The sequence below is a fragment of the Microbacterium sp. NPDC008134 genome (assembly GCF_042957055.1).
Lineage (GTDB): Bacteria > Actinomycetota > Actinomycetes > Actinomycetales > Microbacteriaceae > Microbacterium.
This window is the reverse complement of the sequence record NZ_JBIBHO010000002.1, coordinates 124,093-150,887: the sequence shown is the minus strand read 5'-3', so window position 1 is coordinate 150,887 and position 26,795 is coordinate 124,093. Positions and strand designations below refer to the sequence as shown.

Here is a 26,795-nt window from a genome sequence, read left to right as displayed (position 1 = left end):
CGGACTCAGCTCGTCGACGTCGCCGTGAACTTCCAGGTGGTGGTGGTCGCGACGCCCTGCTTGAGCGCCGTGCCCGCCGTCACCTTGAAGCACAGCTGCACGGCCGTTCCGGCCGTCGCCGCGTCGGCACCCTTCGTCAGCGTCATCGGGTTCACGCCCGTCTGCACGTCCATCGTCGCTCCCGCCGCGACCGGGGTACCGGTGGCGGATGCCGCGTTGCAGGTCGCTCCAGGAGCCAACTGGTACACCTGGTACGACAGGTTGCCGGAGTTGGTCGTCGCCGCGGCTCCCGTCGTGGTGCCGGCGGCGGAGAGACTCGCTCCCGTCGTCGTCCCGGCGGCGAGCCGCACCCAGAACCCGGCGTACACGGAGTCGCCCGGGGCCATGTTGCTCACGACGCCGGTGGGGAGCGTGAAGGCGAGCGTGGCCGCCGTCCCCCCGGTGTCGACGTTGTGGTCGCTGTAACTGGCGCTCACGTCGCCGGCCACAGAGCCCTGCAGATTGAACGATCCGGCCGTGAACGTGCCGGTCGCGAACTCGGAGTCGTTCCAGGCGGCGAGCGTCACCGCGACACCGACGCCGAGCACGAGCCCGCCCGCCAGCACTGCCAGAGTCTTGCGCTTCCGATCCTTCGTAACCATGTGCGATTCCCCCTCAGGAATACTTGTCGGTCGCTCCGGTACGTCGAATGGCCACCCCTCAGAGGCCACGCACCATCGCGTTGCCGCCATCCTTCCCGAGACTGCACGGTCGTTCAAGACTCATTTGCGCGACGGCATCCGATCGTTGCGCGTTCGCGACCCGCCAGGGCGTCAATAGTTGACGAACATCAACCACCGGCCTATAGTTGACGAAGTTCAACCATCTTCTCTGCGCGCCAGTGCTGTCGCGGCATCGGCTCTCCGACCGTGAAAGGTCCTGCATGTCCACGGACTCCGCTCCCGCCAAGATGACGCACCGCCAGGTGTTGGAGGCTCTCACCGGCCTCCTGCTCGGCATGTTCGTCTCGATGATCGCCACCACGGTCGTCTCGACCTCGATGCCCGTCATCGTCCACGACCTCGGCGGCGACCAGGCCGCCTACACCTGGGTCATCACCGCGACGCTGCTGACCACGGCGATCTCCACCCCGATCTGGGGAAAGCTCGCCGACCTGTTCAACCGCAAGCTCCTGATCCAGATCGCGCTCATCATCTTCGTCGGCGCGACCGCCGCGGCCGGATTCGCGCAGGACACGAACACCCTCATCGCGTTCCGCGCCATCCAGGGTCTCGGAGGCGGCGGTCTCGCCGCCCTCAGCCAGGTCATCATGGCCGACATCATCAGCCCCCGCGAGCGCGGCCGCTACATGGGCCTCTTCGGTGCGGTCATGGCCGTCGCGACCGTCGGCGGTCCGCTGCTGGGCGGATGGATCACGGATGCCGCGAACTGGCGCTGGAACTTCTTCGTCTCCCTGCCGTTCGCCGTCGCCGCACTGATCATCCTGCAGCGCACGCTGAAGATCTCCACCGAGCGCACCCGCAAGGTGTCGATCGACTACGTCGGCATCGTGCTGCTCTCGGCCGCCGTGTCGCTCATCCTCATCTGGATCACCAACGCCGGCTCGACCTTCGACTGGTGGAGCCTCGAGACCGGCCTCATGGTCGGCGGTGCGATCGTCGCGACCATCGCGTTCGTGATCGTCGAGCTGAAGGTGCGCGAGCCGCTCATCCCGCTCACGCTCTTCCGCGGGCGCACGTTCACGCTGTCGGTCGTCGCGTCGATCTCGATCGGCGTCGCGATGTTCGGCACCTCGGTCTACCTCGCGCAGTACATGCAGCTCTCGCGCGGCGCGACTCCCACCGAGGCGGGCCTCATGACGCTGCCGATGATGGCGGGCCTGCTGATCTCGTCGATGGTGATCGGCCAGCTCGTCACCCGCTTCGGCAAGTGGAAGGGCTACCTGGTGCTCGGTGCGGTGCTGCTGATCGCGGGCTCGGTGACCCTGTCGACCCTCCACTACGACACCCCGTTCGCCCTGGTCTCGCTCTACATGTTCCTCATGGGCGCCGGGGTCGGCATGACGATGCAGAATCTCGTGCTGATCGTGCAGAACGTCGCGAAGCCCAGCGAGATGGGCGTCGCGAGCTCGGGTGTCACGTTCTTCCGCAGCCTCGGCGGCACGGTCGGCGTCTCGGTGATGGGTGCGGTGCTCGCCAACTCGCTCACCGGCCTGTTCGCCGACGGCAAGGAGCGTCTCGGTGCCGCGATCGCGAAACTCGGCGAGAAGGGCGCCGACGTCGCCGCGCAGCTCAGCGGCGGAACGCTGCCCGAGGTGCGCCTGCTCCCCGAGCCCGTGCGCTCGATCATCGAGGACTTCTACGCGCAGGCGATCTCGCACGCCTTCGTCATCGGCATCCCGCTCGCCATCATCAGCCTCGTCGCGATCCTTTTCCTGCCGAACCGCCCGTTGACGACGATGACCACGAGCGAACGGGCGACGGCGGATGCTGCGGCCGACGGAGTCGGCGAGACGGCCATCGCCGACTCCGTCGCCCTCTCGGGTGCGCCGACGACCGGCACGCTCACCGTGGTCGACGGGCGCGGCCCCGGCGCGGCGGCATCCGATGACCGACGCTGATCACGCACTCGACGCCTCGGAGGCGCGGACCGCTGCGGTCCGCGCCCTCGAGGCGGAGTTCAGCGATCTGATCACCCACTTCCGCCGCCTCATCCTGGAGAACGCGAACCGCGTGAGCCCCGGCATGCTCCCCGGGGCGTACAAGGCGTTCACCACGATCGCGCGGTGCGAGCAGGCGACCGTGTCGATGCTCGCCGAGCGGATGCTGATGGACAAGGGGCAGGCCAGCCGCACGGTGCGCGAGCTCGAGGAGCTCGACCTCGTCGAGCGGACGGCCGATCCGAACGATCGCCGCTCGTCGATCCTGCGCCTCACCGCCCACGGACACGAACGGTTGGCGCTCGCCCGCAAGCCCCAGGAGGGCATGCTGATGGAGTCGCTCATCGACTGGGACATCGACGACATCGAGAGCCTCACCCGGCTGCTGCACGCTCTCGCGTCCGGCGGTACCCCCGGCATGCCGGCGCCCGGTGTGCCGGCGCCCGCTATACCGGCGCCCGCTCAGGGCTGAAGGACCGCCCGGGCCTCGGCGGCGATCTCCGCGGCGATCGTGTCGAGCAGGGCGGATCGCAGGTTCCACTGCTGCCAGTACAACTGCACGCGCAGCGCCGGGGCGCCGAGGTGCACGAGCCCGTCCGCCTCCTGCACGGCCGGGACCATCCCCCACCCGAGGCCCAGCTCGACCGCACGGGCGTAGTCGTGGGATGCCGGAACGTAGTGCCGGGGGACCCCTTCCGGCGAGACGCCCTGCGTGCGCAGCCACTCGTGCTGCAGTGTGTCGCGGCGGTCGAAGTCGACGAAGGGGGCCGCGGCGAGAGCATCCGCCGTCACTCCGTCCGGGAACCAACGCTCCGCATAGCCGGGAGCGGCCGCCGCCCGGTACTCGAGCACCCCGAGAGGCGTGACCGAGCACCCCGCCACCGGCGTGCGCTCGCTGGTGACCGCGGCCATCACGTCACCGGATTCGAGCAGACGCGCGGTGAAGTTCTGATCGTCGCGATGCAGATCGAAGTCGATGCCGTGCCGCTCCGAGAGGCGGGCCAGCGGCGGCAGGAACCAGGTCGCCATGGAGTCGGCGTTGACGGCCAGCGGGATGACCGGTCTGGTGCTCGGGATGCCGTCGTCGACGCCGAGCCCGGTCAGGGCATCCTGTTCGAGCAGGGCGATCTGGCGGGCGAGGCGCACGACCGACTCCCCCGCCTCGGTGAGGCGCACGGGTTTGGTGCGCACGAGGAGGATCCGCCCGAGTTGCTGCTCCAGCGTCTTCACGCGCTGACTGACGGCCGACGGGGTGATGCGGAGGGCGCGGGATGCCGCATCGAGGGTTCCCTCGTCGGCGACGGAGGCGAGCGTGGCGGCCAGTTCGGGATCGATCCTCACATTAGCGATGCTAATGGTTCTGAAGGAATCTGCGCTGGTTCTTTATCGATGCACTTCCTACGCTGAGATCATGCTCTCGATGCTCTCCGGCCTCGGCCTCGGCCTCTCCCTCATCGTCGCGATCGGCGCGCAGAACGTCTTCGTGTTGCGCCAGGGCATCCGCCGCGAGCACGTTCTCGCCGTCGTCGTGATCTGCGCGCTCTCGGATGCCGCGCTCATCATCGCCGGGGTCGCGGGGCTGGGATTCGTGATCGCCGCCGCGCCGTGGCTCGTCGTCGTCGCCCGCTGGGCCGGGGCGCTCTTCCTGCTCACCTACGGCATCCTCGCCGCCCGCCGTGCCTGGCGCGGAGACGGGCAGGTGCTGGATGCCTCGGAGCCCGTGAGCCGCACAGCACCGTCCGCCGGCGGGACGATCACCACCACGCGCACCGCCCTCGCACCCGTGATCCTCACCGTGCTCACCCTCACCTGGTTGAACCCGCACGTCTATCTCGACACCGTGCTCATGCTCGGATCGATCGCGGCGACCCACGGCGAGGAGCGCTGGCTGTTCGCCGCCGGAGCGGTGGCCGCCAGCATCCTGTGGTTCACCGCCCTCGGTTTCGGGGCACGCTATCTCGGTCGCTGGCTGCGGACGCCGCGATCGTGGCGGATCCTCGACGCGCTCATCGCCGTCGTGATGATCGCTCTCGCCATCAGCCTGGTGCTGCCCGTTCTGGGCTGAGCCCCCTCCACCGAGCGCTCTCGCTCAGATGCCGTCGAGCGGGCGCAGGATGCGGGTGAGGAAGCGCTGCGTGCGCTCCTGCTTCGGGGCGCTGAAGAGTTCTGCCGGCGGTCCCTGCTCGACGATCACGCCGCCGTCCATGAACAGCACGTGATCGGCGGCCTCACGGGCGAAGCCGAGCTCGTGCGTGACGACGGCCATGGTCCAGCCCTCGTCGGCGAGCTCCTTGATCACCAGCAGCACCTCGCCGACGAGCTCGGGGTCGAGGGCGCTGGTCGGCTCGTCGAAGAGCAGCAGGTCGGGCTTGAGCGCGAGCGCACGCACGATGCCGACGCGCTGCTGCTGACCGCCCGAGAGCTGATGCGGTCGAGCATCCGCCTTGTCGGCGAGCCCCACACGCTCGAGCAGCGCCCGCGCCTCGGCCACGACCTCGGCCTTCGGGCGGCCCTGCACGCGCCAGGGCCCCTCGATCACGTTCTCGAGCACGGTGAGGTGGGGGAAGAGGTTGTGGTGCTGGAACACCATGGCCGAGCGATCGCGCAGCGCGAGACGCTTCTGCTTCTGCACGCGCGGCTTCGGGCGGGCCTCCGGCGCGAAGTCGATCTCGGGCCCACCGGCGACGGTGATCGTGCCGGCATCCGGCGTCTCGAGGCCGTTGAGCGCGCGCAGCACGGTCGTCTTGCCGGACCCGCTGGGGCCGACGAGCACGACGACCTCGCCGCGGTGCAGGGTCAGATCGATGCCGCGGAGCACCTCGTTGTCGCCGAAGCTCTTGCGGATGCCGCGGGCCGTGAGAAGCTCCAGGCCCTGCGGGGCCTGCGGCGGGAGTGCGATCGGATCAGTGGGCGACACGGCTGTCGAGCCTCCTCTCGAGGGCGCTCTGCCCGAACGACAGCACGAGGCAGAACACCCAGTAGACCAGCGCGGCAGCGAGGTACAGCACCATGAACTCGTAGGTGCTCGACGCGATCTGCTGCGCGACCTTGAACAGCTCGGTCACGAGGATCAGCGATGCGAGCGACGTGTCCTTCACGAGCGAGATGAACGTGTTCGACAGCGGGGGAACCGACACGCGCGCGGCCTGCGGCAGGATGATGCGGGTGAGCGTACGGGTGCGGTTCATGCCGACCGTGTACGCGGCCTCCCACTGCCCCTGGGGCACCGAGAGGATCGCGGCGCGCACGACCTCGGCACCGTATCCGCCGACGTTCAGCGAAAGGGCGATGATCGCACTCGGCCACGGATCGATCGTGATGCCGATCGACGGCATGCCGTAGAAGATCACGAACAGCTGCACGAGCAGCGGGGTGCCGCGGATCACCGAGATGTAGAACCGGGCGATACTCGAGACGATCGGGTTCACCGAGATGCGCATCAGGGCGACACCGATCGCGATGAGGAGCCCCAGGGCGAACGACGCCAGCGCGAGCGGAACCGTCGCCGTCAGACCCGCCAGGGCGATCGGCCCGAGCGACTCCAGGAACAGCTGCCAGGGGCCCTCCATCGGTTACTGCGAGACGTCTTCGCCGAAGTACTTCTCGCTGATCTCGGCGAGGGTGCCGTCCGCGCGCAGCTCCTCGAGGGCGGCGTCGACGGCGTCGACGAGCGATTCCTTGTCCTTCGTGAAGGCGAAGGCCTGCTCGCCCGCCTCGTCGGTCTCGGCCGCGATCTTGAGTCCCGTGGGGCTGTTGGTCGTCTCGTAGTCGAGGAAGGTGAGCTTGTCGTTGATGGTCGCGTCGACGCGGCCCTGACGCAGCAGCTCGACGGCCTGCGCCCAGCCCTCCACGCCCTCGACCTTGGCGCCGGACTCCTCGGCGAGGTCCTTCCAGTTGCTCGTGAGCGACTGGGCGGTCGTCTTGCCGTCGAGGTCGGCGAACGACGAGATGGAGTCGTCGTCATCGGCGACAACGATCACTCCGGGCGAGACCGTGTACGGCGTGCTGAAGAGGTACTTGGCCTCGCGCTCGTCGTTGATCGTGACCTGGTTCGCGATCACGTCGAAGCGGCCGGCGTCGAGGCCTGCGAAGATCGCGTCCCACTGGGTCTCCTCGAACTTCACCTCGAGACCGAGCTTGTCGGCGACGGCCTCGATGATCTCGACGTCGTAGCCGGTGAGCTCGCCCGCGCCGTTGTCGGCGTGGAAGCTGAACGGGCGGTAGGTGCCCTCGGTACCGACGGTGAGCGTGCCCTCCGTCGCGAGACCGAACTCGGAGGATGCCGAGCTCTCATCGCTCGAGGTGCCGGCGGGCGCGCTCGAACCGCTGCAGGCGGTGAGCGCCGCGGCGCCGACGACGAGTGCGGTGACGGCGATGAGACGACGGGACATGAACCCTCCTGGGGCGTAAGGTGCGCGGTGCGATTTTACGCGACCGCGACGGGACACTTCCCAGCGTACGTGGCGTGGAAGCCGGACCGCCCGTCCCATGACGCCGCATTGCACCGATATGCCGACTCACCAGGCGCTCCCGTCGACGAGCGGATGCCGGGACGCAGAAACGCCCCCGGGCGAACCCGGGGGCGTTTCGGTGACTCAGCGTCAGATGGCGTTGACGTCCAGCGGGATGCCGGGGCCGAACGTGGTCGACACCGCACCCTTCTGGATGTAACGGCCCTTCGAGCTGGACGGCTTGAGGCGAACGATCTCCTCGAGCGCTGCGCCGATGTTCTCGTCGAGCTGCTCAGCGGTGAAGGATGCCTTGCCGACGACGAAGTGCACGTTGGCGTGCTTGTCGACGCGGAACTCGATCTTTCCGCCCTTGATCTCCTCGACGGCCTTGGCCGTGTTCGGGGTCACGGTGCCGGTCTTCGGGTTCGGCATCAGGCCACGGGGACCGAGGACCTTACCGAGACGACCGACCTGGCCCATGAGCTCAGGGGTGGAGACGGCCGCGTCGAACGCGGTCCAGCCGCCGGCGACCTTCTCGATGAGCTCGGCGCCGCCGACCTCATCGGCGCCAGCGGCGATCGCCGCCTCGGCCGCGGGGCCGGTGGCGAAGACGATGACGCGGGCGGTCTTACCGGTGCCGTGGGGCAGGATGACGGTGCCGCGCACCATCTGGTCCGCCTTGCGGGGGTCGACCGAGAGCTTCAGCGCGACCTCGACGGTCGCGTCGAACTTCGACGAGCCGGTCTCCTTCGCGAGGGCGACGGCCTCGGTCGGGGTGTAGAAACGGTCTGCCTCGATCTTCTCGGCGGCAGCCTTGTAAGCCTTGGACTTGGTAGCCATGATTATTCTCCTCAGCCCTCGACCGTGATGCCCATGGAACGGGCGGTGCCGGCGATGATCTTCGAGGCGGCCTCGATGTCGTTCGCGTTCAGGTCGGCCTGCTTCTGCTCGGCGATCTGACGGACCTGGTCCTTGGTGATCTTCGCGACCTTGACGGTGTGCGGGGTCGACGAGCCCTTGGGCACGCCGGCGGCCTTCTTGATGAGCTCCGCAGCCGGCGGGGTCTTCAGGATGAAGGTGAAGCTGCGGTCCTCGTAGACGGTGATCTCGACGGGGATGACGTTGCCGCGCTGCGACTCGGTCGCGGCGTTGTACGCCTTGCAGAACTCCATGATGTTGACGCCATGCTGACCGAGCGCGGGGCCGATCGGCGGCGCCGGGTTGGCTGCACCGGCGTTGATCTGAAGCTTGATCAGGCCGGTCACCTTCTTCTTCGGTGCCATTTCCTCTTCCTTTCCTCGAACGGATGCCGGATGCATCCGCTCTCCCGCGATCCGGCCATTCCGGACAGCGGTGATGTTCGCACGCACGCAGAAACGGCGCACAAACCATAGAAGTCTACCGGATGGAGGCCGCGGCGCGCACCTCGAGCCAGCCGCGAGACGCAGAACGCCCCGCCGGTCCAGCCGGCGGGGCGTTCTGCGTGAGAGGTTCTGGGTCAGATCATCTTCGTGACCTGGTCGAACGACAGCTCGACCGGGGTCTCGCGCTCGAAGAGCGAGACGAGGACCGTGAGCTTGCCGCTCTCGGGCTTGATCTCGCTGATCGAACCGGGAAGACCCGCGAACGAGCCCTCCTTGATCGTGATGGTCTCGCCGACCTCGAAGTCGACCTCGGCCGGCAGCGGACGAGCGACGGCGACGCCGCCCTTCGACGCGATGTTCTTCGCGGTCGGAACGTCCTTGACCTCGACGAGCGACTTCAGCATGTTGAAGGCCTCTTCGAAGCGCAGCGGCGTGGGGTTGTGGGCATTGCCCACGAAGCCCGTGACACCCGGGGTGTGGCGCACGACCGACCAGGTGTCTTCCGTGAGCTCCATGCGCACCAGCACGTAGCCGGGGATGCGCACGCGGGTGACCATCTTGCGCTGGCCGTTCTTGATCTCGACGACGTCCTCCATCGGGACCTCGACCTGGTAGATCTCGTCCTCGACCTCGAGCGTCGACTTGCGCTGCTCGATGTTCGCCTTGACCTTGCGCTCGAAGCCCGCGTACGAGTGGATGACGTACCACTTGCCGGGAAGCATCCGCAGGTCGAGGCGGAACGCCTCGTAGGGGTCTTCCTCGGAGTCGTCATCCGCCTCGACGTCGGCGGCGGGGCGGTCTTCCTCGCCGTTCACGTCGGGACCGTCGTAGGGGGTGACCTCGTCGGCCTCGGCGGCCTCGAGTTCGGCCGTCTCTTCGGCCACTGCGTCGTTGAGGACCTCGGCGGCGGCTTCGGACTCCGCTGCTTCGTCCAGGTTGAGAGCGTCGTTCACGATCGCGTCCGCCTCCGGGTCTTCGATTTCGATGTCGTCGTCGGTGTCATCGCCGTCTTCGTCCTCGACGTGCACGGCCACGTGCTCCGCCGACTCGGATGCACGCTCTTCCTCGGCGAGGATGTTGCCCTCCTGGGCCTCGTCCTCTTCGCTGGACTGCTCTGCGGCAGGTGCCCAGTCGGCGTCGTCGGAATATCGTTCAGACACGTTGTTCTTTCCAATCACTGCGGCGGGAGCCGCGGGGCGTCATCAGCCAGGGATACCGAACACGTAGTGCGTCACGAACGCGAAGAACGTGTCGAGGCCGTAGACGATACCCATCACGATCAGGACGAACACGAGCACGACCGCGGTGAACTTGAACAGCTCCTTGCGGGTCGGAGTGACGACCTTGCGCAGTTCGGCGATGACCTGGCGGATGAACAGGGCGATGCTTCCGAAGAACCGGGAGAAGGCGTTGCCCTTCTTCTCGCGGGCGGCGCCAGCCGCGATGACCTCGCCGCGCGGTTCGTCCTGACTCATCCTGAATGTACCTTTCGTGTGTCAGCGTGCGCTGACGCGCAGGGCGGACAGGAATCGAACCTGCAACCTGCGGTTTTGGAGACCGCTGCTCTGCCAATTGAGCTACCGCCCTAGAGACCGTGAGGTCTCGGGGTGTTCCCCCATCCTTTCACAGATGACCCGGAGCGACCCGGGGCACGGCGAAAGAATGCAGAGAACAAACTGCTCCCTCAGTGTACGGCATCCGACGTCGACCGCCGAACCGGGTGGGCGTCCGCCCCCTCTTGTAGGCTCGGTGCGGGGATTCTCTGGGAGGGGTGTCGATGGCAGCGGATGTGCAGCAGTTCCAGGTCGATCTGCGAGGCGTCGTCGACCTCCTCAGCCGTCACATCTACTCGAGCCCCCGTGTCTATCTGCGCGAACTGCTGCAGAACGCCCGTGACGCGATCACCGCGCGCCGCGAGGTGGACGGCGGCGGCGGACACATCCGCATCACCCCGCTCACGGCTGAGAACGGCGAGTTCGTGCTGCGCGACGACGGTGTGGGCCTCACGCTCACGGAGGTCGCCGACCTGCTCGCCACGGTCGGCCGCAGCTCCAAGCGCGACATCTTCGACCTGCCCCGCAGCGACTACCTCGGCCAGTTCGGGATCGGACTGCTGAGCTGCTTCATGGTCGCCGACACCATCGTCATCCGCTCGCGCAGCGCCAGGGGCGGCGCATCGGTCGAGTGGACCGGGAGCTCCGACGGCACCTTCCAGGTGGTCGAGATCGACGAGGAGCTGCCGATCGGCACGAGCGTGCACCTCGCACCGCGCTTCGACGCGGGCGACCTGCTGCGCCCTGCCGCGGTCACCGAACTCGCGACCGCGTTCGGCGAGTTCCTCCCCGTGCGGGTCACGATCGATTCCGGGGCGGGCGAGGTCGACATCACGCACCCGGCTCCGTTCCTCGACGGCACCCCCGAGACGGTCGTCCAGTACGGCCGCGAACTGCTCGGCGCGGCGCCGCTCGACGTCATCGAACTGCACGAGCCCGCCACCGGCACGCGCGGGCTCGCCTACGTGCTGCCCTTCGCGCCCCCTCCCGGAGCCCGGCAGGCGACCCGCATGTACCTCGGGCGGATGCTGCTCTCGGAGCGCGCCGCGGACGTGCTCCCCGACTGGGCGTTCTTCGTGCGCGCGGTCATCGACTCCACCGGTCTCGCGCCGACCGCGAGCCGGGAATCGCTCGTCGAGGACGCGGCGCTCGAACGCGTGCGCGAACAGCTCGGCGCCGGCATCCGTCGCTGGATCCTCGAGCTCGGCCTGCGCGAGCCGCACCGACTGGCGCAGTTCGTCGCGATCCACGAACTCGGACTCAAGTCGCTCGTGCGCCACGACGAAGAGCTCGCCCGGTTCATCACCCGCTGGCTGACCGTCGAGACGACCCACGGCACGATGCAACTCGGCGACCTCGTCGAGCGCTACCCGCACGTGCGGTACGCCTCGTCGGTCGACGAGTTCCGCCAGGTCGCGGGGATCTCGCCGGCATCCGATGTACTCGTCAACGGGGGCTACCTCTACGACGCCGACCTCGTACGCATGCTGCCCGACCTGTACCCCGCCGTGACGATCGAGAAGGTCGACGTCACCGGCGAGCTCGACCGCCTCGACCCTCCCCCGCTCGACGACCGCGACGCCGCCGTCGCCCTCGAGGCGCGCGCGAGCGCCGTACTCGCGGCGTCGTCGTGCGCCGTCGTGGTGCGCTCGATCGACCGCCCCGATCTGACCGGCCTGTACGTCGCCGATCCCGATGTGCTGCGCGCGATCGACCGCGGCCGCACGAAGGGCATCACCGGTTCGCTCTGGGGAGGCGTGCTCGACCGCATCGACCAGACGCTCTCGGCCGCCCGCGACGACGATCTGAGCGCGCGCCTGTGCCTGAACTGGTCGAATCGCGTCGTGCGGGCCCTCGTGCGCGTCGACGACGACGCCGTGTTCGCCCGCACCCTCCAACTGCTCTACATCCAGGCCCTGCTCGCCGGACACCACCCGCTCAGCGACGCGGACCGCACGCTGATGACGACCGCTCTCAGCGACCTCGTCTCGCTCTCGGCCGGTCTCACCGACGACACGTTCCCCGCCGGCGACGACGCCGATGACACCGCACGCTGATTCCCCCGCCGAGGAGATGACCATGACCCGTCCGAAGAAGCGCTTCTCGCAGCTCGTCGAAGAGATCGACCGCACGCCCTGGGGCCCCGCCGAGCAGGCTCTCGTCGCCGAGGCCGTTTCGCTCGCGCAGGAGATCGGCGACGAGCAGCTCGAGTACCAGGCGCGCATGCGGCAGACGGCCTCGGCGAACATGAACGGCGCGACCGACGTCATGCTCAACTCGTTCGCGTGGTGCCTCGCGCGGCACGACGCCGACCCGGGCCGCTTCCCCGCAGACCTCGAGTACGGCGGCGCCGACCTGATGTGGCAGTTCAAGTGGATGGCGTCGTCGCTGCGATCCTCCCCCGCGTTCTCGCAGGAGCAGATCGCCGCCGTGCTCGACGACATGGAGGCCCATTACCGCGCGGCCGATCTCGGACTCAGCGGCGTTCTCACCGCCCGCTTCGAAGACGCCTGGGACGCCGGCCGCATCGACGACGCCGAGGCGCTGCGCGTGCAGCTCGAGGCCACGCCGCGCGACGAGCACAGCCACTGCGACGCCTGCGGTCGCAGCCAGTTCGCCGGGTTCTTCGCCGAGACCGATCGGGATGCCGACGCCATCCGCCTCGTCGAGGAGATGATCGAGGGCGGGTTCTCGTGCGGCGAGGAGCCCGAGCACGCCCTGTCGCGCGTGCTGGTTCCGTACCTGCGCAGCGGCCGCGGCGACGAGGCGAAGACCGCGCACCTGCGCAGCTACCGGCTCGCGAAGGACAACCCCGACAACCTCCGCATCGTCGCGAACAACATCGTCTTCACCGCCATCACCGGCAACGAGGCACGGGCGCTGTCGCTCGTCGAGCGACACATCGGCTGGCTCGCGCACGACGGCCTCAACGTCGACGCGCACTTCGCCGCCCTCGCCGCGTTCGCCGTCGCGCTCGACCGCGTCGCCGCGACCGGCCACGGCGAGACGCCGGTGCGGGGAGCGGATGCCGCGGCTCTCGTCGCGTTCTTCGGGGCTCACGACGGCCCGTGGAGCGCTTCCGACCTCGCCGCGGCCGCCTGGGCGACCGCCGAGCGGCTCGCTGCGGAGTTCGACAGCCGCGACGGCACCGACGGTCACGCCCGCGCGCTCGAGCGGATGCGGGCACTCGGAACCGAGACCTACGACGTGCCGATCCGCTCGGACGCGTTCGTCCCCCAGACGGCGACCCTCGATCCCACGGATGCCGACGGCTGGTACGAGCGCGCGATGCAGCTCGCCCAGTACGGCGACGAGCAGGGCACCCTCGCGGCGCTCCCGCACGCCCTCGAGGTCGCCGATCCCGAGAAGCGCGCGCAGCTGCTCTCGATGCGCCTCGGCATCCTCGTCGCGCTCGAACGCGCCGAGGAGGCATGGCCGTTGCTGCCCGAGCGCATCGCCGCGTTGCGCGCCGCGGGGAAGCCGGAGCAGGCCGATCTCGAGGAACGTCTGGGCCTCGCGACCTTCGGGCTCGCCACCGCCGAGGATGCCGCGGCGCTCGATCGTGAACTCGCGGGCGCCGATGCGCTCCCCGCGTGGTCGCGCGGAGACCTCGCGCTGAGCCGCGCCTCGCTGCACCTGCGCGGCGACGACGCCGATGCCGATGCCGATGCGGCGCTGAACCTTGCCGAGCAGGCCGCGCGCGCGTTCGCGGAAGCAGAGGACGCGCGCCTGTCGAACACGACGACGCTCGTCGCGACCTCGGCGTTGCTGCACAAGGGCGACGCCGAGGCGGCATCCGCTCTGCTCGACCGCCTGCTCTCGCAGGACGACCTGAGCACGGGACATCGGGCGCACGCGCTCGAGACGCGCGCACGCATCCGTGGCGGCGGCGGTGCCTTCACCGAGGGCGCCGCCGACGCCGACGAGGTCTGCCGACTGCTCGCGAGCCTCGGCGCGACGCGCGCTCTCGGTTCGGCGCACCTGCTCGCGGGCGCGCTGTGGGAGGACGCCGGCGAGCCCGAGAAGGCCGTCGCACGGTTCCGGGTGCTCGCGCGCGTCGCCGCACAGGAAGGGGCGGATGCCACGGGCGCCGACTTCCGTCTGGCGCGCGCGATGCTCGCCGCCGGAGATGCCGAAGAGGCGGCAGAGCTGTTCGGCACGGTTCTCGAGCGCGAGGAGAAGGCCGAGGTCGAGCCGGCGTCGCGGGCCGCCACGGCGATGCTGCTGGCTCGCTCGCTCGCCACGGCGGGAGAGTTCGGCCAGGCGGTCGGCGCCTACGGTTACGCCGCCGACCTGTTCGGCCAGGGCGAGGAGTTCGCGGATCAGGCGAGCGCCATGAGCGAGCAGGCGAAGATCCTCGCCCGGTTCGACGAGAACGACGACGCGCTCGCGCTGCTCGAATCGGCCGCCGAGATCGTGCGCCGCGCGCCCGACGCCGTGGGGGTGGTGGCCGATGTGCTGCACAACCTCGGGCAGGCCTACGGCGGACGCGGTGACGAGCGCGCGTTCGCGCTCTTCGACGAGGTCGCCGCCCTCGCGACCGAGCACGAGGCCGACTGGCTGCGCGCCGACGTCACGGACTCCCGCGGCCGCGCGCTCGCGCAGCTCGGCCGGATCGACGAGTCCGTTGCCGCAGCACTCACCGCCGCCGATGCCTTCGCCACGATCGGCGACCTCGGCTCCGCCGGCGGCTCGGAGTTGTTCGCCGCACGTGTACTCGTCGCGAACGAGCGCGGGTCCGACGCCGTGGCCGTGTACCGCAGTGCGATCGAGCACGGTGCGGAGTTCCCGCAGCTGCGCCAGGTCGCGGCTCTCGAACTCGGCGACGTTCTCGAAGGGCTCGGTCGCCACGGCGAAGCCGCCGAGGTGCGAGCGCTCGTCGAGAGCTGACGTTTCGCGTGCGGGGCCCTTCGACAGGCTCAGGGACCCGGTATCTCGCTCAGGGCCCCGGTTGCCGGCTCAGGGCCCCAGTATCTCGGCCCCTGAGCCGGCGGAATGAGGGTCAGAGGAACTGACGCCAGTTCGCGCGGGCGAGGTCGAGGAGCTCATCGCCTCGGCCCGACATGACCGTGCGGATGGCGTAGAGCGCGAAACCCTTGACCTGGGCCGCCTCGATCGCCGGGGGCATCGACAGCTCCTGGCGCTCGGTCACGACATCGAGCAACGCGGGACCGTCGTGCGCGAGCACCTCGCGGACGGCACCCGGCAGGTCTTCGCTGTTCTCGACCCGGCGCGCGAAGATGCCCATCGCCTCGGCGATCGCCGCGAAGCTCGGGTTCTTCAGGTCGGTGCCGTAGGTGACGAACCCCGCCGCCTTCATCTCGAGCTCGACGAAGTTGAGCGAGGAGTTGTTGACGACGATCGTCTTCACCGGCAGGTGATTCTGGGTGAGCGTGATCAGCTCGCCGAGCATCATCGCGAGTCCCCCGTCGCCGGCGAGCGCGACGACCTGGCGATCGGGATGCGCGACCTGCGCGCCGATGCCGTGCAGCAGCGCGTTCGCCATGGAGCCGTGCGTGAACGAACCGATGAGTCGCCGGTGTTCGGTCATGTGCAGGTAGCGGGCGGCCCAGACGGTGGGAGACCCGACGTCCGCGGTGAAGATCGCGTCGTCCGCGGCGTGGTCGTTCAGCAGCTTGGCGAGATACTGCGGGTGGATCGGACGGCCGGGTTTGGTCGGCACCGCGAGGTCGTCGAGCTTCGCGCGCGTCTTGCGGTAGTGCGCGAGCGCATCGTCGAGGTGGCCGCGGTCGTCCTTGCGCGCGATGCGCGGGAGCAGGGCCTCGGCTGTCGCGCGTACGTCACCGACGAGACCGAGATCGAGCGGATGCCGCTTGCCGAGCTGAGAGCCGCGGATGTCGACCTGGATCGTCTTCGCCTTGTCGGGGTAGAACTGCTCGTAGGGGAAGTCGCTGCCGAGCACCAGGAGAGCATCGGCGGACTCCATCGCGCGGTACCCCGAGGCGAATCCGAGCAGCCCGGTCATTCCGACGTCGAACGGGTTGTCGTGCTCGATGAACTCCTTGCCGCGAAGGGCGTGGACGATCGGGGCGCCGAGGGCATCCGCGAGGGCGATGACTTCGTCGTGCGCCCCCTCGACGCCGGCGCCCGCGAGGATCGTGACCTTCTTCGCGGCGTTGAGCAGGGTCGCCGCCTTCTCGAGCTCGGCACCGCTGGGCACGACGACGGGTCGGGTGCGCTCGATCACGACGCTGCGGTCGTCGGCGATCTCGGCCAACGCGACATCGCCCGGAATGACGAGCACGGCCACGCCGCGCTTCTCGATCGCCGCGCGCATCGCGATCTCCATCAGTCGCGGCATCTGCTTCGCGTCGGCCACGTACTCGACATACACGCTGCACTCGCGGAACAGCTCCTGCGGGTGCGTCTCCTGGAAGTAGCCCGTACCGATCTCGTTCGTCGGAATGTGGGCGGCGATGGCGAGCACCGGCACGCGCGAGCGATTGGCGTCGTAGAGGCCGTTGATCAGGTGGAGGTTGCCCGGGCCGCAGGAACCCGCGACGACAGCGAGGTCCCCGGTGGTGGCGGCATCCGCGGCGGCAGCGAAGGCGGCGGCCTCCTCGTGGCGCACGTGCACCCAGCGGATCGTGCCGTCCTTGCGGAGGGCGTCGGTGAATCCGTTGAGCGAATCCCCGGGGATGCCGTAGACCCGGTCGATCCCGTTGGCGTGCAGAGTCTTGACGATGTTCTCAGCGACATTGGCCATGCCTCGACCTTACGCCCGCCCGGAGACAGGGGGCCTGGTCGTGTGTCGAGTGCCGACTCGGCATCCGTCCTGGGGGTGCCGGAAAGGCTGAGTCCCTGAGCCTGTCGAAGGGCCCGCCACGGGATGCTTCGACAGGCTCAGCAGCCCATGGCGGACCAGACTCTGTCAGCCGATGCGGATGAACTTCTTGTCAGCCGATGCGGATGAGGTTCTTGTCAGCCGATGCGGATGAGCTTCTTGTTGACGAACTCGTCGGCGGCGAGGTGGCCGAGCTCGCGGGCCGTGCCGCTGCGCTTCACGCCGCCGAAGGGCAGCTCGGGGCTGTCGGCGAGCACGAGGTTGACGTAGACCATGCCGGCCTCGATCCTGTCGGCGACGCGTTCGGCCTGCTCGGCGTCGGTCGTGAAGACGTACGACCCGAGGCCGAAGGTCGTGTCGTTCGCGAGATCGACGGCGGCATCCTCGTCGGCGACGCGGTAGACGACGGCCGCGGGGCCGAAGAGCTCTTCGCGGTAGACGCTCATCGCCGGCGTGACGTCGGCGAGCACGGTCGGCGCGAAGAACGCACCCTCGCGGGTGCCGCCGGTGAGCAGCGTCGCCCCCTGCTCGACGGCCTGATCGATCTGCTTCTGCAGGTTCTCGGCCGCCGTCTCCGACGACACCGGCCCGAGGACCGTGTCGTCGAGCGTCGGGTCGGATGCCTCGACCGCCGCCATCGCCGCCGTGAACTTCTCGACGAAGGCGTCGTAGAGGTCGTCGACGACGATGAAGCGCTTGGCGCCGTTGCACGCCTGACCGTTGTTGTCGAGGCGCGCATCGACACCCGCCTGCACGGTGGCGTCGAGGTCATCGGTCGAGAGCACGATGAACGGGTCGGACCCGCCGAGCTCGAGCGCGACCTTCTTGAGGTTGCGGCCGGCGATTTCGGCGACCGCGGCACCGGCGCGCTCCGAGCCCGTGAGCGAGACACCCTGCACACGCCAGTCGGCGATCATCGTCGCGATCTGGTCGTTGGTGGCGAGCACGTTCTGGTAGGCCCCGGTCGGGAACCCGGCGTCGTGGTAGATCGCCTCGATGGCGGTCGACGACTCCGGGCACTGCGGAGCGGGCTTCAGCAGGATCGTGTTGCCGACGATCAGGTTCGGCGCCGCGAAACGCACGATCTGGTAGGCCGGGAAGTTCCACGGCATGATGCCGACGAGAGGACCGAGCGAGGAACGGCGGATGATCGCCGAACCGTCGCCGAGGATCGCGATCGGCTGGTCGGCCATGATCGACTCCGCCTGATCGGCGTAGTACTCGGCGATGTCGGCGGCGAAATCGACCTCGCCGAGGGCGGCCTCGCGGGGCTTGCCCATCTCACGGACGAAGATGTCGGCCAGCTCCTCGCGGCGCTCGCGGTGCAGCTCGGCCGCACGACGCAGGAGCGCGGCGCGCTCGGCGACGGTCGAGGTGCGCGACCACTCGCGGTGAGCCTCGTCGGCGGCGACGAGCGCCTCCTCGATCTGCGCGTCGGTGAACGTGTCGAAGGACGCCAGCGTCTCTCCGGTGGCGGGGTTGATGACGGCGTAGTCGGTCATGGCGTGTCCTCTTCTCGAGCGGTCAGGAGACCGGGATCAGCGTGTACTTGGTGGACAGGTATTCGTGGATGCCCTCGAGGCCGCCCTCGCGGCCGACGCCGGACTGCTTGACGCCGCCGAACGGCGCCGCGGCGTTCGAGACGACGCCCACGTTGAGACCCATCATGCCGGTCTCGAGGCCGTCGATCATCCGCTGTCCGCGTTGCAGGTTCTCGGTGAACACGTACGACACGAGCCCGTACTCGGTGTCGTTGGCGAGGCGCACGGCCTCCTCCTCGGTCGAGAAGGTGGAGATCGCGAGCACCGGGCCGAAGATCTCCTCGCGCAGGATCGCACTGCCGGCGACGACATCGGTGAGGACGGTCGGCTCGTAGTAGGTGCCGATGCCGTCCAGCGCCTTTCCGCCGGCGAGCAGCTTCGCCCCGCGCTCGACGGCATCGCCGACGAGTTCTTCGGCCTTCGCCACCGCACCCTCGTCGATGAGCGGTCCGATCGCGACGCCCTCTTCGGTGCCGCGGCCGACCTTCATCGCCTCGACACGCTCGGTGACCTTGCGGGCGAACTCCTCGGCGACGCCCTCGTGCACGATGAAGCGGTTCGCGGCGGTGCACGCCTGTCCGATGTTGCGGAACTTCGCCAGCAGCGCGCCCTCCACGGCCTTGTCGAGGTCGGCGTCGTCGAACACGACGAACGGGGCGTTGCCGCCGAGTTCCATCGAGACCCGCAGCACGCCCTCGGCGGCCTGCGCGATGAGCTTGCGCCCCACCTCGGTCGAGCCCGTGAACGACAGCTTGCGCAGTCGCGGGTCGGCGATGATCGGAGCCGAGAGCGCGCTCGACTTCGACGTCTGGACGACGTTGACGACGCCCTTCGGGAGACCCGCCTCTTCGAGCAGCTTCGTGAAGAAGATGGTCGTCAGCGGCGTGAGTGCCGGCGGCTTGATGACGACGGTGCATCCGGCGGCGAGCGCCGGGGCGATCTTGCGCGTCGCCATCGCGAACGGGAAGTTCCAGGGGGTGACGAAGAACGACGGCCCGACCGGACGCTGCGAGACCACCATGTGCCCGGTGCCCTCGGGGTTGATGCCGTAGCGGCCGCTGATGCGCACGGCCTCCTCACTGAACCAGCGCAGGAACTCGCCGCCGTAGACGACCTCGCCACGGGCCTCGGCGAGCGGCTTGCCCATCTCGAGGGTCATGAGCAGCGCCAGGTCTTCCTTGTGCTGCTGCACGAGGTCGAACGCCCGGCGCAGGATCTCGCTGCGCACGCGCGGCACGGTCGCCGCCCACGACTCCTGCGCGGCGACCGCCGCGTCGAGGGCGCGGATGCCGTCGTCGGGCGTCGCGTCGGCGATCGTCCGGATCACGGCCCCGGTGGAGGGATCGATGACGTCGAAGGTGCCGCCGGCGGAGGCATCCGTCCATTCACCGCCGATGAAGAGCCCGGTGGGGATGCCGTCGAGGAGGGCCTGTTCGGCCGGTGCGAGGTGCGTGGTCATGTTTCTCCTTCTGGGGGATGTCGGTCAGCGGCGGTTGCTCGGCGGAGCGTCGAGGCTCAGCGTCTTGCCGCGGAAGAAGTCGGGGTTGACGATTCTCTGGATGATCATGAGGACGGCGCCGAAGACGAGCAGCCCGACCCCGATGAAGAACACGATCCCGATGCCGCCTTCGCCGTTGGCGTCGGCGCCGATGGCGATCGATCCGTAGTCGGGAGCGAGGCTGTCGTACGCGGTGATGACGAAGAGCACGAGCAGGATGATCCCGCCGACGAGCGGGCTGGCGAACTTGAAGACGAAGTCCTTGCCCGAGTCGAACCACTGGTGCCGGAAGTACCAGACGCACGACAGCGCGGTGATCCCGTAGTAGAAGCAGATCATCATGCCCAGTGCGAGGATCGTGTCCCACAGCGCGTCCTCGCTGAGGAAGCGCATCACGGCGTAGAACCCTCCGGCGACGACGGCGGAGGCGATCGTGGCGAAACCCGGCGTGAAGAAGCGGGCGCTGACCCCGGCGAACCGACGGGGCATGGCGCCGTAGTGCCCCATCGCGAGCAGGGTGCGGGCGGGCGAGATGAACGTCGACTGCAGCGACGACGCCGAAGAGGTGAGCACCGCCAGCGAGAGCAGGAAGGCCAGTCCGCCCATCACGGGACCTGAGAGGGCGAAGAAGACGTTTCCGCCGATGTCCTCGTTCGTGAGTCCGAGCCCCTCGTCGCCGATGCCGGAGTACATCAGGCTGCTGACGGTGAGCAACAGGTAGATCGCGATGATCGAGAACACCGTGAGCATCGCCGCGCGTCCCGGTGTGCGCTCGGGGTCCTTGGCCTCCTCGTTCATGGTGAGGGTGACGTCCCAGCCCCAGAACATGAAGACGGATGCCGACAGACCCATCACGATGGCAGAGATACCGCCCTCGATCGCGAAGGGGTTGAACCACGCGAACTCCGGCATGTGCGGCTCGAAGGAGTTGCCCTGAACGGCCTGGACGATCGCCATGACGGCGAACGCCACGAGGATCACGACCTGGAACGCCACGAGACCGTACTGCAGTTTCTGCGACGTCGACACGTCTCGATACGACACCCAGGCGGCGAGCGCGACGAAGAGGAGACACACGCCGACGTTCACGAACGGGTTGCGGGTGATCTCGGCGATGGCCTCGTCGCCGGAGATCTGCGAGATCAACAGGAAGAGGAAGTCGACGGCGATGCCGGCGAGATTGGAGAGCACCAGGATCGTCGCGACGATCAGGCCCCAGCCGGCCATCCAGCCGACGTACGGGCCGAAGGCGCGGGTGGCCCAGGTGAAGCTGGTGCCGGAATCAGGCATCGCCTTGTTGAGTTCGCGGTATCCGAACGCGACGAGGAGCATCGGGATGAATCCCAGCAGCAGGATCGCCGGCACCTGGAACCCGACCGCGCCGACCGCGCCGCCGATGCCGGCCGTGTAGGTGTAGGCCGGGGCGATGCACGAGACGCCCATCACCAGCGCACCGAGCACACCCACGGTGCCGACGCTCAGCCCCTTGCTCGACAGGCCGGTGGTCACTGCTTCGGGCTCCGTCGCCCGATTCGTGCTGCTCATCAGCGGTCTCCTGCTTCCCCGCGCGTGCGCGGGACGACGATCATGGGAACGGGCAGCTCGTGCAGCATCTTCGCCGCCGTGCTGCCGAGGAACAGACGTCGCGGCTGCGCGAGCCTGCTGGAGCCGACGAGAGCGACCTCGCCGGGGATCCAGGAGAGATTCGAGACGGCGTCCTCGACGCTGTCTCCGGGAGCCTCCTCGACCGCGGCTCCGACGGTGTCGGGCAGGCGGTCCTTCGCCCGGGTGAGCACCTCGTGGGCGTGCTCCTGGCCGACGACGCGGATCGCGCCGGTGTCGAGTCCCGGGGGGACGTCGAAGGGCACGAGCGAGACGAGCCGCAGGTCGACGTGGGCGTCGGAGGCGAGGGCCGCCGCCTCGTCGAGCAGGAGCTCGGCGCCGGGCCGGGTGCCGACGGCTGCCGTGATCCGCGGGAGCACGTGGTCGTCCTGCGTGGCCGTGCCTGCAGGGGCCAGAGCGACCGGAATGGTCGACGAGTGCAGCAGCTCGGACGCGACGGTGCCGAGACGGTGCCGACCGAACAGGCCGCCGGATGCCGCGCCCACGACGATGAGACGGGCGCCGAACTCCTCGCCGGCGGCGACGAGCCCCTCGGCGAACGATTCGGCGATCCGCACATGACCGCGGCTGTGCACCTCGTGCGGGAGGCGGAGGATCGCGTCTTCCAGCCAGCGCTTCGCCTGGGCGCGGATGTGGTCCTCATAGGCCCGCTCGGGCGGGACGACGGGACTCCGCGTCCCCTCGGCGGGGAGCACGATCACCAGGTGGAGCGTCGCATCGATGCTTCGCGCGAGCCGCGCGCCGAGGGCTGCGGCATCCGCCCCGGCATCCGTCGCCGTGTACCCGACGACGATAGCGGAGGTCATGCGCCGCTCGCTGCGGTGGCGGCGCGACCGGCGTCGATGATGTTCTCGGCGGCGAGGTGACCCATGCGGATCGCACCGTCGACGTGCTGGTACCCCGCGCCGGCCATGTCGCTGCAGGCGAAGTGGATCGGCCCGACGGCCGCCCGCAGATCGGCACCGTAGCGGTGCAGCCCGCCCATGTCGAAGCTCGCGGCGTAGGCACCGCGCGTCCACTCCTCGGTACCCCAGTCGCTCTCGTAGTAGACGACGGGGTTCTTGGCCTCGGGCCCGTAGTAGTGCGAGAGCGACTCGAGGATGCGCTCCTTGCGCTCCTCGGCCGAGAGCTCGAACAGATCGTCGGCGTTCTGGTCGGAGACGAAACCGACGAGGGTTCCGCGCTCGTCGCCGTGGTTGGTGTTGTCGTAAGCCTCGTGCGACAGCTCGTACGGGCTGAACGCCGTGCCGCTGAGCCCCTGCTCGCGCCAGAACGGCCGGTCGTAGACGGCGTGCACCTTGATCACGAAGCCCATCGAGAGGTGCTGGTGGAGCTGGTGCTGGCGGCGCGGCAGCGACGGCACGAACGAGATCCGGCTGTAGAGCACGGGTGCGTGGGCGAGGATAGCGAACCGCGCACTCACCGTCAGGTCGTCGGTCGTCGCGGTCACCCCGGACGGACCCCACTCCAGCGAGCGCACCGGCTGATTCAGGAACACGTCGTCGCCGAGCCGCTCGGCGAGCAGGATGGGCACGCGCTGCAATCCGCCGACGACTCGCTTGTCGAGGATGAAGTCGGCGTCGACGAGGTGCGAGTAGGAACCGGCGGATGCCGCCATCAGCAGCGACTGCAGGAGCGAGAACGCGTGGGTCGGCTTGGTGAGCATCGCGGAGCCGGTGGCGAAGGCCAGGTTGCTCACGGCCTCGTCGTCGTCGGTCTGCTGGCGCAGCCAGGCGTCCCAGGTGACGGCATCCCATTCGGCGGCCTTCGGGTGCGCCCACGGACGGTCGGGATCGATCTCGGCGACCATCGCGTCGAGGCGCTCGGTGATCTCGGCGATCGCCTTCTCGGTGTCGGCCGAGACCGGGAACATCTCGCCCGTGAAGCGCGAGGTCGTGCCGTCGGGGCCGACGTAGACGCTGTCGCCCTCGCGGTAACGGCTGTAGGTCTCGAGGCCGAGCTCGTCTATCGTGTCGATGAGCGCCTGCTGGTCGGGCGAGACCCACTGGCCGCCGATCTCGAGCATGGCTCCGTCGATGACGTCGGTCCACAGTCGTCCGCCGACGCGGTCGCGCGCCTCGAGGACGGCGACCGACAGCCCCGCCTTGCGCAGATCGTTCGCGGCGGTGAGCCCGGCGGCGCCGGCGCCGATGATGAGGACGTCTCTCGTGATCTCTGCCATGGTGTCCAACTCCTTCGTCGTGAAGCCTTGCGGTGAAGAGTGCCGGCCGCGACCCCCAATCCCCCGATCAGGGTCGCGGCCGGACGTTTCCGGATGGCGCGAGCGCGCCCGTCGACCTACGCCGCGGCGAGCGCCGCGGCGACGATGTCGAGTCCTTCGTTCAGCAGCTCGTCGCCGATCGAGAGCGGCGGCAGGAAGCGGATGACGTTGCCGTAGGTGCCGCAGGTGAGCACGATCACGCCCTGCGCGATCGCGGCCTTCGCGACCGCGGCCGTCAAAGCCGCGTCCGGTGCCTTCGTCTCGGGATCGACGAACTCGGCGGCGATCATGGCACCGTGCCCGCGCACGTCGCCGACGCGCGCATCGCTCTTCTGGATGTCGAGGAGTCGCGCGGTGAGGATCTCGCCGATCTCCCGTGCACGCTCGATCACGCCGTCGTTCTCGAAGACGTCGATCGAAGCGAGGGCCGCGGCGCAGGCGATCGGGTTGCCTCCGTAGGTGCCACCGAGACCACCGGCGTGCGACGCGTCCATGATCTCGGCGCGGCCCGTGACGGCGGCGAGCGGCAGACCGCCCGCGATGCCCTTGGCGGTCGTGATCAGGTCGGGCTCGATGCCGAAGATCTCGCTCGCGAACATGTGCCCGGTGCGGGCGAAGCCGGTCTGCACCTCGTCAGCGATGAAGACGACGCCGTTCGCGCGGCACCACTCGGCGATCGCGGGCAGGAAACCCTCGGCGGGGACGATGAACCCGCCCTCGCCCTGGATGGGCTCGATGATGACGGCGGCGAGGTTGTCGGCGCCGACCTGCTTCTCGAGCTGCAGGAGGACGCGGGCCGCGGCCTCGCGCCCGTCGAGACCGTCCCGGAACGGGTACGACATCGGCGCCCGGTAGACCTCGGGCGCGAAGGGACCGAAGCCGCTCTTGTACGGCATCGACTTGGCGGTGAGCGCCATGGTGAGGTTGGTACGGCCGTGGTAGCCGTGGTCGAAGGCGACGACCGCCTGGCGACCGGTGTACTTGCGGGCGATCTTGATCGCGTTCTCGACCGCCTCTGCCCCGGAGTTGAACAGGGCGCTCTTCTTGGCGAAGTCGCCGGGCGTGATGCGGTTGAGCGCCTCGGCGACGCCGACGTAGGACTCGTACGGCGAGATCATGAAGCAGGTGTGCGTGAACTGCGCGGCCTGCGCGGCGACGGCTGCGGCGACCTTCGGGTGCGCGTTGCCGACCGAGGTCACGGCGATGCCGGACCCGAGGTCGATGAGCGAGTTGCCGTCGGCGTCGAGGACCACGCCGCCGCCTGCGGCGACCGCCGCCACGGGAACGGTGTGACCGACACCGGCGGCCACGGCATCCGCTTTGCGCGCCAGCAGCTCGGCCGAGCGCGGGCCGGGCAGGTCGGTGACCAGACGACGCTCCTGAGGGAGCTCGGGTCCTCCGAGGGGGACGACGGGGGATGCGGTGTCGAGGAGTGCCATGTCGCGAGCGTACGACCGGCCACGGACATCGTGCATTCGCCGGACTGTACAATCGACGACGATACTTCGCCGATACGTACAAGGAAGGCATCGACGTGGCCGATCAGCCCACCCTGCGGGCGCTCCTGCGTCGCCGCGATCTCGAGCTCCGTCTCGTGTCGCAGCCGACAGCGCTCCCGGTCGGTGCCCTCGAGAGGCCGCTGCGCTGGGTGCACAGCTCGGATCTCGCCGACCCCACCCCGTTCCTCTCCGACGACCTCGCCCTCCTCACCACCGGCACGCAGTTCGACGCCGCAGTCGATGGGAACGGGACAGCCGGCACGAACGGGGCATCCGATATCGATGCCTACGTCGCGCGCCTCGCCGACCGCGGCGTGCTCGGGCTCGGCTTCGGCACCGAGGTGCACCGCTCCGGCATCCCCGACGCCCTCATCGACGCCTGCGCCCTGCACGGCATCCCGCTTTTCGAAGTGCCCTATCGCACGCCGTTCATCGCGATCGCGCGCGCCCACTCGGAAGCCATCGCGGCGCAGGCCTACGCCCGACGCTCCTGGGCGCTCGATGCGCAGCGCGGGCTCGCCCTCGCCGCCCTCCGCCCCCGCGGACTCGAGGCGATCATCACCGAACTCAGCCGACGGCTGGGTGTCTGGGCCGGGATGTTCGACGCCGCCGGCGCCCTGCTGCACTCCCCCTCACGCGACGCGGTCGACCGCGAACTCCTCGACACGCTCGGCGAGCGCGTCGGCGACGTGCTCGCCCGCGGACTCGAGGCCGGGCAGTCGCTGACGATCGACGACCGTACCTTCCTGCTCTCGACCATCGGGCGAGGCGGTCATCTCCGCGGGGTTCTCGCCCTCGAGATCGACACGCTCGATGCCGAGGCCCGCGCCGTCGTGACCTCGGTCATCGCGATGTCGGGTCTGGCTCTCGAGCAGAACGAGCAGTCGGCGCGCAGCCGCCGCCGCCTGCACTCGCAGCTGCTCCGCTCCCTGCTGTCCGACGATCCCTCGATCGCCCGCCGCGTGCTGGGGTCGCTGCCCGTCGCGCCCGTCGTCGTGGCCGTCTCCGGCGACGCCCCGGCCGCGGCGCTCATCGACTGGTGGGAGCGTCAGCGCACCGAGCACGGTGTCGCGTCATTCCTCGCCGAGTCGGACGACGGCGTGACGATCTGCGTGGCGGCCGAGGACGAGGCGCTCATCGACGAACTCGCGGCGCGGTTCGGCATCCGTATCGGCGTCTCCGAACCCGATGCGTACGCCGCGTTCTCCCGATCGCACGCCCAGGCGCTCGCCGCGCTGCGTCAGCGGGGCGCCTCGGGCGTCGCCCGATACGCGGATGCCGTCGGCTCCAGCATCCTGTCGGCCCTGGCGACCGACGAGGCCCGCCTGGTCGCCGAGTCGCACCTCGCCCCGCTCCGCGCCCACGACATCGGCACCGGATCGGCGCTGGAGCAGACGCTCCGGGTGTGGCTGGAGCACGACGCCCGCGCGGAGCAGGCCGCGACCGCCCTCGGAGTGCACCGGCACACACTCCGTTCGCGCATCGCCCAGGCGGGCGCGCTGCTCGACATCGACCTCGCCTCGTTCCCGGCGCGCGCCGAGCTCTGGGCGCTGCTCGAGACGGCGCGGGACTGACCGGGCG

The 26,795-nt window shown here is 69.3% G+C and carries 22 protein-coding genes and 1 tRNA gene; 6 read left to right on the top strand and 17 right to left on the bottom strand.

Annotated features, from left to right (window positions below; translation table 11 throughout):
* Positions 1 to 5: 5 nt before the first annotated feature.
* Complete coding sequence (locus ACFY9N_RS11230) at positions 6 to 641, bottom strand: SipW-dependent-type signal peptide-containing protein (RefSeq protein WP_391478644.1); 636 nt, start codon at positions 639 to 641, stop codon at positions 6 to 8.
* Between the two features lie 281 nt (positions 642 to 922).
* Here ACFY9N_RS11230 and ACFY9N_RS11225 point away from each other — a divergent pair, with 281 nt between their 5' ends.
* Entirely contained in the window at positions 923 to 2,620 is a 1,698-nt protein-coding gene (locus tag ACFY9N_RS11225) for an MDR family MFS transporter (protein WP_391478643.1), read from the top strand.
* Entirely contained in the window at positions 2,607 to 3,131 is a 525-nt protein-coding gene (locus ACFY9N_RS11220; RefSeq protein ID WP_391478642.1) for a MarR family winged helix-turn-helix transcriptional regulator, read from the top strand. Before ACFY9N_RS11225 ends, ACFY9N_RS11220 begins: the two co-directional genes overlap by 14 nt.
* Here the strand turns inward: ACFY9N_RS11220 and ACFY9N_RS11215 are convergent.
* Positions 3,122 to 4,000, bottom strand: a complete 879-nt coding sequence (locus ACFY9N_RS11215; RefSeq protein ID WP_391478640.1) for a LysR family transcriptional regulator ArgP — start codon at positions 3,998 to 4,000, stop codon at positions 3,122 to 3,124. The genes ACFY9N_RS11220 and ACFY9N_RS11215 overlap by 10 nt on opposite strands.
* A 70-nt stretch (positions 4,001 to 4,070) precedes the next feature.
* On the opposite strand from ACFY9N_RS11215, the gene ACFY9N_RS11210 reads away from it, so the two are divergent.
* The gene (locus ACFY9N_RS11210; protein ID WP_391478639.1) at positions 4,071 to 4,724 is read left to right on the top strand and encodes a LysE/ArgO family amino acid transporter; all 654 of its coding nucleotides are present in this window, start codon (positions 4,071 to 4,073) and stop codon (positions 4,722 to 4,724) included.
* Between the two features lie 24 nt (positions 4,725 to 4,748).
* Here the strand turns inward: ACFY9N_RS11210 and ACFY9N_RS11205 are convergent, their stop codons facing one another.
* The 8 genes from ACFY9N_RS11205 to ACFY9N_RS11170 form a co-directional block, all read right to left on the bottom strand.
* Positions 4,749 to 5,576, bottom strand: coding sequence for an amino acid ABC transporter ATP-binding protein (locus tag ACFY9N_RS11205; RefSeq protein ID WP_391478637.1), 828 nt, complete (start codon positions 5,574 to 5,576; stop codon positions 4,749 to 4,751).
* A complete protein-coding gene (locus ACFY9N_RS11200; protein ID WP_391478636.1) occupies positions 5,563 to 6,228 on the bottom strand; it encodes an amino acid ABC transporter permease in 666 nt (221 codons plus the stop codon). Before ACFY9N_RS11200 ends, ACFY9N_RS11205 begins: the two co-directional genes overlap by 14 nt.
* 3 nt (positions 6,229 to 6,231) lie before the next feature.
* Positions 6,232 to 7,050, bottom strand: coding sequence for an amino acid ABC transporter substrate-binding protein (locus ACFY9N_RS11195; RefSeq protein WP_391478634.1), 819 nt, complete (start codon positions 7,048 to 7,050; stop codon positions 6,232 to 6,234).
* 210 nt (positions 7,051 to 7,260) lie between these two features.
* Complete coding sequence (gene rplA, locus ACFY9N_RS11190; RefSeq protein ID WP_391478633.1) at positions 7,261 to 7,950, bottom strand: 50S ribosomal protein L1; 690 nt, start codon at positions 7,948 to 7,950, stop codon at positions 7,261 to 7,263.
* 11 nt (positions 7,951 to 7,961) lie between these two features.
* Positions 7,962 to 8,393 (bottom strand): 50S ribosomal protein L11, encoded by a 432-nt coding sequence (gene rplK / locus ACFY9N_RS11185; protein WP_050722550.1) that lies wholly within the window; start codon positions 8,391 to 8,393, stop codon positions 7,962 to 7,964.
* A 215-nt stretch (positions 8,394 to 8,608) separates the two neighbouring features.
* Positions 8,609 to 9,634 (bottom strand): transcription termination/antitermination protein NusG, encoded by a 1,026-nt coding sequence (gene nusG, locus ACFY9N_RS11180; protein ID WP_391478631.1) that lies wholly within the window; start codon positions 9,632 to 9,634, stop codon positions 8,609 to 8,611.
* 42 nt (positions 9,635 to 9,676) lie between these two features.
* On the bottom strand, positions 9,677 to 9,949 hold the full coding sequence (secE, locus tag ACFY9N_RS11175; protein WP_391478630.1) for a preprotein translocase subunit SecE: 273 nt from the start codon (positions 9,947 to 9,949) through the stop codon (positions 9,677 to 9,679).
* Between the two features lie 39 nt (positions 9,950 to 9,988).
* Positions 9,989 to 10,061 (bottom strand) — tRNA-Trp (locus tag ACFY9N_RS11170).
* A gap of 190 nt (positions 10,062 to 10,251) precedes the next feature.
* Here ACFY9N_RS11170 and ACFY9N_RS11165 point away from each other — a divergent pair.
* Together ACFY9N_RS11165 and ACFY9N_RS11160 are read left to right on the top strand one after the other, a co-directional pair.
* On the top strand, positions 10,252 to 12,084 hold the full coding sequence (locus ACFY9N_RS11165) for an HSP90 family protein (protein WP_391478629.1): 1,833 nt from the start codon (positions 10,252 to 10,254) through the stop codon (positions 12,082 to 12,084).
* Between the two features lie 22 nt (positions 12,085 to 12,106).
* On the top strand, positions 12,107 to 14,917 hold the full coding sequence (locus tag ACFY9N_RS11160) for a hypothetical protein (protein WP_391478627.1): 2,811 nt from the start codon (positions 12,107 to 12,109) through the stop codon (positions 14,915 to 14,917).
* Between the two features lie 112 nt (positions 14,918 to 15,029).
* Here ACFY9N_RS11160 and poxB read toward each other — a convergent pair whose 3' ends face one another.
* From poxB to gabT, 7 genes are all read right to left on the bottom strand, one after another.
* Positions 15,030 to 16,754 carry a ubiquinone-dependent pyruvate dehydrogenase gene (poxB, locus tag ACFY9N_RS11155; protein WP_391478626.1) on the bottom strand — a complete coding sequence of 575 codons (1,725 nt, stop codon included), beginning with the start codon at positions 16,752 to 16,754 and terminating at the stop codon, positions 15,030 to 15,032.
* Between the two features lie 215 nt (positions 16,755 to 16,969).
* A complete protein-coding gene (locus tag ACFY9N_RS11150; protein ID WP_391478624.1) occupies positions 16,970 to 18,334 on the bottom strand; it encodes an NAD-dependent succinate-semialdehyde dehydrogenase in 1,365 nt (454 codons plus the stop codon).
* A 22-nt stretch (positions 18,335 to 18,356) separates the two neighbouring features.
* The gene (locus ACFY9N_RS11145; RefSeq protein ID WP_391478622.1) at positions 18,357 to 19,832 is read right to left on the bottom strand and encodes an NAD-dependent succinate-semialdehyde dehydrogenase; all 1,476 of its coding nucleotides are present in this window, start codon (positions 19,830 to 19,832) and stop codon (positions 18,357 to 18,359) included.
* A gap of 24 nt (positions 19,833 to 19,856) precedes the next feature.
* Complete coding sequence (locus ACFY9N_RS11140) at positions 19,857 to 21,416, bottom strand: APC family permease (RefSeq protein WP_391478621.1); 1,560 nt, start codon at positions 21,414 to 21,416, stop codon at positions 19,857 to 19,859.
* Positions 21,416 to 22,300 (bottom strand): universal stress protein, encoded by an 885-nt coding sequence (locus tag ACFY9N_RS11135; protein ID WP_391478619.1) that lies wholly within the window; start codon positions 22,298 to 22,300, stop codon positions 21,416 to 21,418. The genes ACFY9N_RS11140 and ACFY9N_RS11135 overlap by 1 nt, the downstream gene beginning before the upstream one ends.
* Positions 22,297 to 23,676, bottom strand: a complete 1,380-nt coding sequence (locus ACFY9N_RS11130; protein WP_391478618.1) for a flavin monoamine oxidase family protein — start codon at positions 23,674 to 23,676, stop codon at positions 22,297 to 22,299. The genes ACFY9N_RS11135 and ACFY9N_RS11130 overlap by 4 nt, the downstream gene beginning before the upstream one ends.
* Before the next feature lie 116 nt (positions 23,677 to 23,792).
* Positions 23,793 to 25,154: a 4-aminobutyrate--2-oxoglutarate transaminase gene (gene gabT, locus ACFY9N_RS11125; protein WP_391478616.1), complete on the bottom strand. Its 1,362-nt coding sequence runs from the start codon at positions 25,152 to 25,154 to the stop codon at positions 23,793 to 23,795.
* A 95-nt stretch (positions 25,155 to 25,249) separates the two neighbouring features.
* Between gabT and ACFY9N_RS11120 the strand changes: the two genes are divergently transcribed.
* Positions 25,250 to 26,788 carry a PucR family transcriptional regulator gene (locus ACFY9N_RS11120; protein ID WP_391478615.1) on the top strand — a complete coding sequence of 513 codons (1,539 nt, stop codon included), beginning with the start codon at positions 25,250 to 25,252 and terminating at the stop codon, positions 26,786 to 26,788.
* The last annotated feature ends 7 nt before the right edge of the window (positions 26,789 to 26,795 follow it).

What these genes read in the sequence shown, in the direction of transcription:
- ACFY9N_RS11230 (WP_391478644.1), bottom strand. Translation starts at nt 641, where the DNA reads ATGGTTACGAAGGATCGGAAGCGCAAGACTCTGGCAGTGCTGGCGGGC.
- ACFY9N_RS11225 (WP_391478643.1), top strand. Translation starts at nt 923, where the DNA reads ATGTCCACGGACTCCGCTCCCGCCAAGATGACGCACCGCCAGGTGTTG.
- ACFY9N_RS11220 (WP_391478642.1), top strand. Translation starts at nt 2,607, where the DNA reads ATGACCGACGCTGATCACGCACTCGACGCCTCGGAGGCGCGGACCGCT.
- ACFY9N_RS11210 (WP_391478639.1), top strand. Translation starts at nt 4,071, where the DNA reads ATGCTCTCGATGCTCTCCGGCCTCGGCCTCGGCCTCTCCCTCATCGTC.
- ACFY9N_RS11200 (WP_391478636.1), bottom strand. Translation starts at nt 6,228, where the DNA reads ATGGAGGGCCCCTGGCAGCTGTTCCTGGAGTCGCTCGGGCCGATCGCC.
- ACFY9N_RS11195 (WP_391478634.1), bottom strand. Translation starts at nt 7,050, where the DNA reads ATGTCCCGTCGTCTCATCGCCGTCACCGCACTCGTCGTCGGCGCCGCG.
- rplA (WP_391478633.1), bottom strand. Translation starts at nt 7,950, where the DNA reads ATGGCTACCAAGTCCAAGGCTTACAAGGCTGCCGCCGAGAAGATCGAG.
- rplK (WP_050722550.1), bottom strand. Translation starts at nt 8,393, where the DNA reads ATGGCACCGAAGAAGAAGGTGACCGGCCTGATCAAGCTTCAGATCAAC.
- secE (WP_391478630.1), bottom strand. Translation starts at nt 9,949, where the DNA reads ATGAGTCAGGACGAACCGCGCGGCGAGGTCATCGCGGCTGGCGCCGCC.
- ACFY9N_RS11165 (WP_391478629.1), top strand. Translation starts at nt 10,252, where the DNA reads ATGGCAGCGGATGTGCAGCAGTTCCAGGTCGATCTGCGAGGCGTCGTC.
- ACFY9N_RS11160 (WP_391478627.1), top strand. Translation starts at nt 12,107, where the DNA reads ATGACCCGTCCGAAGAAGCGCTTCTCGCAGCTCGTCGAAGAGATCGAC.
- poxB (WP_391478626.1), bottom strand. Translation starts at nt 16,754, where the DNA reads ATGGCCAATGTCGCTGAGAACATCGTCAAGACTCTGCACGCCAACGGG.
- ACFY9N_RS11150 (WP_391478624.1), bottom strand. Translation starts at nt 18,334, where the DNA reads ATGACCGACTACGCCGTCATCAACCCCGCCACCGGAGAGACGCTGGCG.
- ACFY9N_RS11145 (WP_391478622.1), bottom strand. Translation starts at nt 19,832, where the DNA reads ATGACCACGCACCTCGCACCGGCCGAACAGGCCCTCCTCGACGGCATC.
- ACFY9N_RS11140 (WP_391478621.1), bottom strand. Translation starts at nt 21,416, where the DNA reads ATGAGCAGCACGAATCGGGCGACGGAGCCCGAAGCAGTGACCACCGGC.
- ACFY9N_RS11135 (WP_391478619.1), bottom strand. Translation starts at nt 22,300, where the DNA reads ATGACCTCCGCTATCGTCGTCGGGTACACGGCGACGGATGCCGGGGCG.
- ACFY9N_RS11130 (WP_391478618.1), bottom strand. Translation starts at nt 23,676, where the DNA reads ATGGCAGAGATCACGAGAGACGTCCTCATCATCGGCGCCGGCGCCGCC.
- gabT (WP_391478616.1), bottom strand. Translation starts at nt 25,154, where the DNA reads ATGGCACTCCTCGACACCGCATCCCCCGTCGTCCCCCTCGGAGGACCC.